We start from the raw sequence: 9,309 nt of genomic DNA on the forward strand, positions 1-9,309 counted from the left end.
TTTCCTCCTTAGAAAAAGAGAGGGAGACCGCGGTCTCCCCCATTTCATTATTTGACGATGGCACCGTTCGGCATCTGGTCTGACACCGTTGCGAGTTCTAGCTTTCCATCACGATCTGCCGCTAAAATCATCCCTTGAGACAGTTCTCCCCGAAGTTTGACCGGTTTCAAGTTTGCGACAACGATGACTTTCTTGCCAACCAAATCTTCAGGGGCATACCATTCAGCAATACCAGACACGATTTGACGCGTCTCTTTCCCGAGGTCGACTTGAAGTTTCAACAGTTTCTTCGCTTTTTTAATCTTATCGGCTTCCACGATTTGACCTACACGGAATTCGACCTGATCAAAGACATCAATCGTGATTTCAGGACGAACGTCTTCATCGACTTCTTCCACTGACGCCGTTTCCGTTTCTTCAATCCGTGCTTTTGATGCTTGACGCATCATTTCTTGGATTGCATCCACTTCTTCCTTCACATCACGACGTGGGAAAATTGGCGTCCCGTCCGTCACAACCGCATTGTTAAAGTCCGCGAATGTATCGAGTGCCTCCCAAGACATATCCTCTCCCTCGAGCCCGAGTTGACGGAACATTTCTTTCGGGGCACGTGTCATGAATGGTTGGATCATAACAGCCACGTGACGTAGAACGCCCGCAAGGTGTGTCATGACAGAAGCGAGTTCTTCACGCTTCGACTCATCTTTCACGAGAACCCACGGTTGTGTCTCATCAATGTATTTGTTCGCACGGCTGACGAGCTGCCAAATATTTGTGAGTGCGACCGAAAATTCCATGTGCTCCATGGCTTCTTCCGTTTTGCGTGTCGTTTCCTTCACCATATTTAACAGTTCCGCATCGAACGCTGTGACATTACCGTTATAGGCCGGAATGTTTCCGTCAAAGTACTTCTTAATCATCGCAACGGTGCGATTCAATAAGTTCCCGAGGTCATTTGCCAAATCGAAGTTCAAACGGTCAACAAACGCTTCCGGAGTGAACGTGCCATCCGCTCCGAACGGCACTTCGCGAAGAAGATAGTAACGGACAGAGTCGAGCCCATAGCGGTCAATCAATGGAATCGGATCGACCACGTTTCCTTTTGATTTCGACATCTTTCCATCTTTCATAAGCAGCCACCCGTGCGCAAACACTTGCTTCGGTAACGGGAGGTCAAGCGCCATTAAGAGAGCTGGCCAAATAATCGTATGGAAACGGACGATTTCTTTTCCGACTAAATGGACATCTGCTGGCCAATAGCGGTTGAAGAGCTCGTCATTGTCTGTCCCATACCCGAGTGACGAAATATAGTTCGTGAGCGCATCGACCCATACGTAAACGACGTGTTTCGGGTTCGATGGGACTTGTACGCCCCAATCAAATGTAGTACGCGAAACTGCCAAATCTTGGAGTCCCGGTTTCAAGAAGTTATTGATCATCTCGGTTTTACGAGATTCCGGCAAAATAAACTCAGGATATGACTCAAAGTATTCAATCAAGCGATCCGCGTATTTGCTAAGACGGAAAAAGTAGCACTCTTCGCGCACAAGCTCGACTGGATGCCCGCTGTCAGGGCTTTTTCCATCGACGAGTTGTGACTCTGTGTAGTACGTCTCATCCGGAACTGAATACCATCCTTCATACTCACCAAGATAGATGTCCCCATTTTTAAGTAACGTCTCAAAAATATGTTCGACCACTTTCTTATGGCGGTCTTCTGTCGTACGAATGTAGTCATCGTACGAAATTTCAAGACGATCCCATAAAACTTTAATCTCTTCAACGACTTCATCAACGAAAGCCTGTGGCGTCACGCCTGCTTCTTTCGCTTTTTCTTGAATTTTTTGCCCATGCTCATCCGTTCCTGTCAAATAACGGACGTCAAATCCTTTTAAGCGTTTGTAGCGCGCAACCGCATCACCTGCTACCGTGGTATATGCGTGACCGATGTGCAATTTCGCACTCGGATAATAAATTGGGGTTGTAATATAAAAAGTTGGCTTCGCCATGATTTATTCTCCATCCTTTCGACATATGCAATTTCCATTATACACGGTTCGACAAAAGAATTTCCAAACCTAATTGTTTGGAATTTTTTTGCGTTTTCTTCGTCATAAATGTTCCAAAAATACCCTTTCTTTGTTTCAAGTTCAAACTATCGGGGAAATTTAGGTATATATCGTTCTCAATTCGACAAAATTCGAAAATTTACTTTTCCAGATAGTAAGCAGTTGACTGCAATTGGAAAGTTTAGTATGCTTTTTGCTGTAGTCACATTGTCGAATTTTGACGATTCATGTCACCACGAGATTTCGACACCATTGGAGGAGGAAACACAAATGAAATCTACAGGTATTGTACGTAAGGTTGATGAACTTGGTCGTGTCGTTATTCCAATCGAATTGCGCCGTACACTCGGAATTGCAGAGAAAGATGCTCTCGAGATTTACGTCGACAACGATCAAATCGTTTTGAAAAAATATAAGCCGAACATGACTTGCCAAGTTACAGGCGAAGTATCGGACGATAACTTCAAATTGGCAGACGGCAAACTCATCTTGTCACCAGAAGGTGCACAACGTGTTCTCGTTGAATTGAAGAACATGCTCGAAAACTACTACAGCGAAGAGTAAGCAAGGATTTCCTTGCTTACTCTTTTTTATGCAGTTGATGGTACGCATCGTATATATCGTTTCGGGATTCCCCACGGTCTTTCGCCGTCTGTTTGATTGCCGCGTTTGGTTTTTGTCCTTCTTCTATATAATGGACCACGTGCTCGTATGCAGAAAGCGCCTCCCACCACGTAGTCGTAGGGGCCGCTTCTGTCGCGCCGCTCACAAGGACGACAAACTCACCGCGTACCTCGCCTTCACACCATTGCAACGCTTCATCTATCGTCCCTCTCAAAAACTCTTCGAACGTTTTCGTCAGTTCTCGACCCAATACGATCTGTCGGTTCCCAAACACTTGTCGAACCGCCGTTAACATTTCTTTCAATCGATGAGGGGCCTCATAGAAAATGACGGTGCCCGGTTCATATTGAATCGATTCCAACACGTCAACGCGGTCTTTCTTCTTACGCGGTAAAAAGCCGTAATAGAGAAAACGCTCTGTCGCAAGACCGGATGCGACGAGTGCTGTGAGTGCTGCATTGGCACCCGGTAAGACGACCACCGGGATGTTTGCCTCAATGGCTAATCGAACGAGATCGCTCCCAGGGTCTGAGATCCCAGGCATCCCAGCATCCGATACGACTGCAATCGACTTCCCTGCCAACAGGTCGTCAATCAGTCTCGGTCCACTCACTTCTTTATTGTGCTCATGATAGCTAATCAGTTTTGTTGAAATCTCAAAGTGACGGCAAAGCTTCATCGTCTGACGTGTGTCTTCCGCTGCGATTAAATCGACTTCTTGAAGGGTTCGTACCGCTCGATACGTCATGTCCTCCAAATTCCCAATCGGTGTCGGTACAATATACAACGTCGGTTGTTCAGTTTGGTAACTCTTCTGTGAATTCATTGGTCGTCCCCTCCATCAACTTCTCTTTTTGTGCTCGGGTCAATTGCTTGATGGACCATTCGTATCGCATGGCCTCTCGCTTCGTCTCAAACGATTGTACATATCGAAGTCGGACAGGCAGTCGCGCTTTCGTATACTTCGCACCTTTCCCGCCATTATGGGCAAGAAGTCGCTTTTCCACGTCTGTCGTGTAGCCCGTGTAGTACGTTCCATCACCGCATTCCAAGATATACGTATAGTGTTTAGGCATCGAGAATCGCTCGCATCGCTTCTGTATACGTATCGTCTTCTTCATATACAACAAATGGCGGTAAAATTTTAAGACCTGCTTTTCCATCTTTCGATCCCTCGATTAATAAGGTATTCGCCTCGCGTCCCGCTTTCGGGTAAACGAGTTGCATTCGTTTTGGTTCAATTCGATACGCACGCATCAACGTCAGGATATCCAGTAAACGTTCTGGCCGATGCACGAACGCCACTTTCCCTCCTGGTTTGACGAGTTGACTGGCTGTTTTAACGCAATCTTCCAATGTACACAATACCTCATGGCGCGCAATTGTATGATGCTCATTCTGATTCCGCAGAGAAGTATCATTTGCCAAAAAATAGGGAGGATTACATGTCACCACGTCATATCGCACATGTCCAAGCTGTGTCGCTACCGTTTTCACATCGCCCTCCACCACTCGAATCCGCTCTTCGAGACGGTTGACCGCCATGCTTCGATTCGCCATATCGACTAACTTCGATTGAATCTCCACACCCGTAATGGTCCCTTTTGTACGATATGACAAAAAGAGTGGGATTGCTCCGGTACCGGCACACAAATCGACTAACTGACCTTTTTGAATCGGTACCCATACAAACTCTGCAAGCAGTACCGCATCTAATGAAAATGAGAACACATCATCACTCTGAATGATTTTACCTGGACGTCCGAGTAAATCATCGAGGCGTTCTCCATCTTTTACCGTTACCATCATTTCCTCCTTCTACAAAAGAAAGGCGATGGATAGGGAACCCCTATCTATCGCCCCGTATTAATGTTTATTGAGCATCGACAAACAGAAGAGACAGTCCCCATCTTTTCGTACCTGTCCGTAATGGAGGTTACAAATATGGAAGCCTTCTTGATAAAGCGCAGCCAAGTTGTTCTGCCCTTTCCCCGACAATGCGATTTGTGAATCGCCATTTGTCGTATCAACTTCTGCCAATTGTTCGACTTTTTCGCGCAAGTGATGATTCTCTAGATACATATGCTGATTCTCTTCAAGCAAATAAGCGAGCTGTTCTTTTAGCACGCCTAAGTGCTCCGTTAAGAGTTGCATCTGTTGCTCAATCGCATCTACACGCATCATCACTTCTTTTTTGTCCATTCTTTCCACTGCTCAGCACCCCATCACTGTTTTGACGGTTTTCGTTTAATCGCACCCACCTCAACGAGTTCATCAATTGTATATGTGACGACTCGCGTCCGATCGTGGAGCTCAACTTGAATGAGTTGGTCCAAAATATTGAGACCGATTACCCGACCATCACCTTCTGGAATTTTGATTCGCTTGCCGACGTCTGGTAAATCACGTTTCAATTCTTCGTATGTGTCATTCTCATATTTTAAGCAGCACATCAGACGACCACATACCCCAGAAATCTTGTTCGGATTTAACGAGAGATTCTGATCTTTAGCCATTTTGATGGAGACAGGTTCAAACTCCCCAAGAAATGACGAACAACAAAGAACTCGACCACATGGTCCTATCCCGCTTAGTAACTTCGCTTCGTCACGAACACCGATTTGTCGGAGTTCGATCCGTGTTCGAAACACACTAGCCAAGTCTTTTACCAACTCTCGAAAATCGACGCGACCCTCGGCAGTAAAATAAAAGATTACTTTATTACGATCAAATGTATACTCAACATCGACTAGTTTCATATCTAGTTGATGCTCTCGAATTTTTTCTTCACAGACGGCGTGAGCATCAACGGCTGCCAGTCGATTATCGCGTACGATATCTGCATCCTTTTGGTCAGCGACACGAAGGATTGTCTTCAACGGCATAACAACCTCGTCTTCGCCGAGCTGTTTATCGACTTGGACAACTTCACCGTACTCAATTCCACGTACCGTTTCAACGATGACATGGTTCCCGCGTTTAAGCGTTGCATCGCCTGGTGAAAAGTAATAGATTTTTCCCGCTTCTTTAAAACGGACTCCAACTACTTCAAGCACACGCTTCTATCCTTTCTGCAAATCGAACGAAAGTCGTTCGAACGTTAATTGAGGATTGACGTTTGCCTCGAGTCGTCGAATGGCCGCATGCACACTTTCAATCGCATGTGTGAGTTTAGAGACAGATCGATTTTGGATAAATGCGTTGTATAAAGCAACCTCATTCTTAAATAGCTTCGGAGCATACGTATCTCGCACTTTTAAATGGAGTGCCTCCTCTAGCCAGTGTTCGAATAACTCAAGGCCAACCCGTAACTCATTTCGTCCTTTGAAATGTCCTAACCATTTTTCTTGTGCAAACAAGAGCAACTCTTGAGGTCGTTTCGTCAATACTTCAATTAATTGTACCACTAGCCCGTACGCCTGTACAAACCACTCCTGTCCAAGTGCTTCTTTCGCATCATCCCATTTTGGGTAAACGGTTAAGGCAAGGTATGCCAAATCATATGTGCAAGACAGTTCTTCCGACATGGTTTGTGCCAATTGCGCACGGTCGATTGGGCGAAAAGCGAGTTGTTGAGCGCGCGAACGAATCGTCGGAAGGAGTAGATGAGGTTGTGTCGTTACTAAAATAGCAAGCTTTCCGACACCCGGTTCTTCAAAGAACTTCAATAGACTATTCGCGGCTTGAGTCGTCATCTTATGCGCTTGATGAATAACGTAAACTTGACGATCTCCTTCAGCTCCTCGTAACGACAAGTCACTGAGCAATTGCTGAATTTGCTCTTTTTTAATGCTGGCTCCATCCGGCTCTACTTCGATGTAGTCCACGATGTTTTTTGAATCCATACGTCGACAGTTTCGACACAGTCCACACGGTTCAGCTCCTTGCGGGGTTTCACAAAATAACGCTTTCGCAAACAACGTAGCCGTGTCAATTAAGAATGGCTCATAGTCCCCCGAAAAGATGTACGCGTGGCCCACTTTATTTGAAACGATTGAATTTTTTATGATTTGAGCCACCACTGTTTGGGACTCATGTAATTCCTGAAAACGCATATGCCCAACTCCCATTAAAACTGATGGAATCCTTCAATCGGCAAGACGAAAACAGTCGCACCTCCGACTTGTACTTCGACAGGGTAAGGAATATACGAATCGGCATGTCCTCCCATCGGTGAGATTGGCGTGATCATTTGATCACGACTCGAGCAATTTGATTGAATCACATCCATCAAATCATCGAGACGTTCTTGCGGAATCCCCATCATAAATGTTGTATTTCCTTCTTTTAAAAATCCACCTGTCGTGGCTAATTTCGTTGCGCGGAAATCTCGTTCAACTAATGCGTCGGACAAACGTGCGCTGTCCTTATCGTGTACGATTGCAATCACCATTTTCATCATCTTTTTACGCCTCCTTGTTGTAGTCGTTCGATTGTATAGTCAAGTACCTCATCTTGAATGCATTCAATCGATTGATCAGCGTCAATTCGAATGATACGTTCGGGGTACTGTTTGAGTAAAGTTTGGAATCCTTTGTAGACACGCTCATGGAAGGTCTGATCGCGACTTTCAATCCGGTCAAGTTGTCCACGATCTTTCATTCGTTCATTCGCTCTTTCCGGCCTCAAATCAAACAAAAATGTCAAATCGGGTGTTAAACCGTTTGTTGCCCACTCATTCAGTGACCGAATCTGATCGAGGTCATACTGTAAGCCATATCCTTGATAGGCGATAGATGCATCGATGAATCGATCACAAAGCACAATCGCACCTCTCTCTAATGCAGGACGGATTACTTGTTCCACGTTTTGCGCTCTCGAAGCGGCGTAGAGCATCATCTCAACTCGTGGTGTCATCTCATGATGGTCCGGAGATAATAATACTTCCCGAATCTGGTTTCCGACAGTTGTTCCTCCAGGTTCACGGGTAACAACGATATCGTACCCTTTTTGCTTCAGGCTCTCGACTAATAATTGAAGTTGTGTGGATTTTCCTGATCCATCGGGTCCTTCAACTGTAATAAACATTCCGCTCACTTTTTAAAACTCCTCTACAATAACGTCAATTTGCTCTATCATAACATGCTTACCGGCTTGAAGCTTCCTCCCTAAAGAAATCCATTCCAGGAGTACACGGATTTTCTCTTCTGTAATTCGCTCTCCTTTCAAAATCCATGGGATGCCCGGCGGGTAAGGAATCACCGTCTCTGCTGAAATCGATCCGACAGCCTCTTTAAAGGATACACGGTGTATTAGCTCATCCCCTGCCATCGTATACAGTTCAGATACCCGGTGTGTTGAAGGGAACGGGAAGATGGTTTCATCCTCATCGATTATTGGCACATGAGTCGCAGCCTTTTTCATCAATGTGACCCAATGCTCAATTTCCTGTTTGTTTATTTCCCTTAATGGTAGACACAATAACACGTGGTCAACTGCAGCCAATTCGATGTCTATTCCAATTGATGCAAGGTGCTCACAAAAGACTAATCCATTTTTCGGGTATGTCATGATGGTCACTTTTGTGAAATCGTCCCCGACTTTTACCGAAAAACCTGCACGTTTCAATTCAAGCACGAAAGATACATGACTTTTCTGAATAGAAGACCATGCTTCATCCGTTAAACTTTCTAAATAGGAACGTGCATAATCCAATGAAGCCATAATAAGATAAGATGGACTCGATGTTTGAAAGGATGATAACGCATGTTTCAACTGAACTTCATCGATATCTTCTTTATAATGAATCCAAGCTCCCATCGTTAAGGCAGGTAACGTTTTATGTGCGGACTGTACCACCGCGCTCGCTCCTTCAAAGATTGCAGAACGCTGGGGCAACTGTGGGTGAATCAAATGAGCGCCATGTGCTTCATCGACAAGCAACGGAATGTTTAAATGAGACAAATAATCCGAAATTGCACGAATGTCAGCCATATCTCCATAATACGTAGGAGACGTCAACATGACGGCCCGCCCTCCAGGGAATTCTTGAACGGCTTGTTCAATCGTTTCTAGCGTTACGACTGTTGGAATACCTGTACCACGCTCAATCATAGGCATTAATAAAACCGGTTTTAATCCTAACCATTCAATCGCGTTCCAAACAGACTTATGTGAGTTCCGTTGCACATATACGCGTTCCCCACGTTTTACCGTTGCCGCAAGCATACTCCAATTTCCAACGGTCGATCCGTTGACAAGCCATTTACTTTTACTCGCATACAGGTTACCTAGTGCTGTTTCAGCTTGCTCGATAATCCCGGAAGCATCGTGCAAATCATCTAAATGTGGTAATTCAGTCAGATCATAAGGCATGACTCTTGCGAATGCACTCGGTAATCCATCATTGCCCACCGTACCGTTGTGATGACCCGGTACATGAAAAGACACGCGACGTTCACGTACATGCTGTTCTAAAGTCTCTAGAAACGTAAAAGGGTTTTTCCGAGAAGGAGCCATTTGTTATTCCTCCTAAATTGTTGAATATTAAAAAAAAGACGATCAAGCGTATGCTTGATCGTCTTCTACGTTTGCCTGGCAACGTCCTATCCTCACAGGGGGAGATCCCCCAACTACTTTCGGCGCTGAGACGCTTAACTTCCGTGTTCGGCATGGG

At 45.2% G+C, this 9,309-nt stretch carries 11 protein-coding genes and 1 rRNA gene; 1 reads left to right on the top strand and 11 read right to left on the bottom strand.

Annotated features, from left to right (window positions below; genetic code table 11):
* Positions 1 to 47: 47 nt before the first annotated feature.
* Positions 48 to 2,009, bottom strand: coding sequence for a methionine--tRNA ligase (metG, locus tag KNO96_RS14010; RefSeq protein ID WP_214704437.1), 1,962 nt, complete (start codon positions 2,007 to 2,009; stop codon positions 48 to 50).
* 330 nt (positions 2,010 to 2,339) lie between these two features.
* Between metG and KNO96_RS14015 the strand changes: the two genes are divergently transcribed.
* A complete protein-coding gene (locus KNO96_RS14015) occupies positions 2,340 to 2,633 on the top strand; it encodes a transition state genes transcriptional regulator AbrB (RefSeq protein WP_012727742.1) in 294 nt (97 codons plus the stop codon).
* A gap of 16 nt (positions 2,634 to 2,649) precedes the next feature.
* Here the strand turns inward: KNO96_RS14015 and rsmI are convergent, their stop codons facing one another.
* The 10 genes from rsmI to rrf all read right to left on the bottom strand — a co-directional run.
* Entirely contained in the window at positions 2,650 to 3,519 is an 870-nt protein-coding gene (gene rsmI / locus KNO96_RS14020) for a 16S rRNA (cytidine(1402)-2'-O)-methyltransferase (protein ID WP_214704434.1), read from the bottom strand.
* On the bottom strand, positions 3,491 to 3,769 hold the full coding sequence (locus tag KNO96_RS14025) for a GIY-YIG nuclease family protein (protein ID WP_214704426.1): 279 nt from the start codon (positions 3,767 to 3,769) through the stop codon (positions 3,491 to 3,493). Before KNO96_RS14025 ends, rsmI begins: the two co-directional genes overlap by 29 nt.
* A complete protein-coding gene (locus KNO96_RS14030) occupies positions 3,762 to 4,499 on the bottom strand; it encodes a tRNA1(Val) (adenine(37)-N6)-methyltransferase (protein ID WP_214704419.1) in 738 nt (245 codons plus the stop codon). Before KNO96_RS14030 ends, KNO96_RS14025 begins: the two co-directional genes overlap by 8 nt.
* A 60-nt stretch (positions 4,500 to 4,559) precedes the next feature.
* Positions 4,560 to 4,895, bottom strand: coding sequence for a DNA replication initiation control protein YabA (gene yabA / locus KNO96_RS14035; protein ID WP_012727746.1), 336 nt, complete (start codon positions 4,893 to 4,895; stop codon positions 4,560 to 4,562).
* Positions 4,896 to 4,918: 23 nt separating this feature from the next.
* Entirely contained in the window at positions 4,919 to 5,749 is an 831-nt protein-coding gene (locus KNO96_RS14040; protein ID WP_026824767.1) for a PSP1 domain-containing protein, read from the bottom strand.
* 6 nt (positions 5,750 to 5,755) lie between these two features.
* Positions 5,756 to 6,748: a DNA polymerase gene (locus KNO96_RS14045; RefSeq protein WP_026824766.1), complete on the bottom strand. Its 993-nt coding sequence runs from the start codon at positions 6,746 to 6,748 to the stop codon at positions 5,756 to 5,758.
* A 14-nt stretch (positions 6,749 to 6,762) separates the two neighbouring features.
* Entirely contained in the window at positions 6,763 to 7,092 is a 330-nt protein-coding gene (locus KNO96_RS14050; protein WP_026824765.1) for a cyclic-di-AMP receptor, read from the bottom strand.
* Positions 7,092 to 7,730, bottom strand: coding sequence for a dTMP kinase (tmk, locus tag KNO96_RS14055; RefSeq protein WP_026824764.1), 639 nt, complete (start codon positions 7,728 to 7,730; stop codon positions 7,092 to 7,094). The genes KNO96_RS14050 and tmk overlap by 1 nt, the downstream gene beginning before the upstream one ends.
* Positions 7,731 to 7,733: 3 nt before the next feature.
* Positions 7,734 to 9,152 (bottom strand): aminotransferase class I/II-fold pyridoxal phosphate-dependent enzyme, encoded by a 1,419-nt coding sequence (locus KNO96_RS14060; protein ID WP_214704417.1) that lies wholly within the window; start codon positions 9,150 to 9,152, stop codon positions 7,734 to 7,736.
* A gap of 73 nt (positions 9,153 to 9,225) precedes the next feature.
* Positions 9,226 to 9,309 (bottom strand): 5S ribosomal RNA (gene rrf / locus KNO96_RS14510); the annotation flags it as partial.

The sequence above is a fragment of the Exiguobacterium sp. s89 genome, assembly GCF_018617735.1.
In the GTDB taxonomy this organism is placed as follows: Bacteria; Bacillota; Bacilli; order Exiguobacteriales; family Exiguobacteriaceae; genus Exiguobacterium; species Exiguobacterium marinum.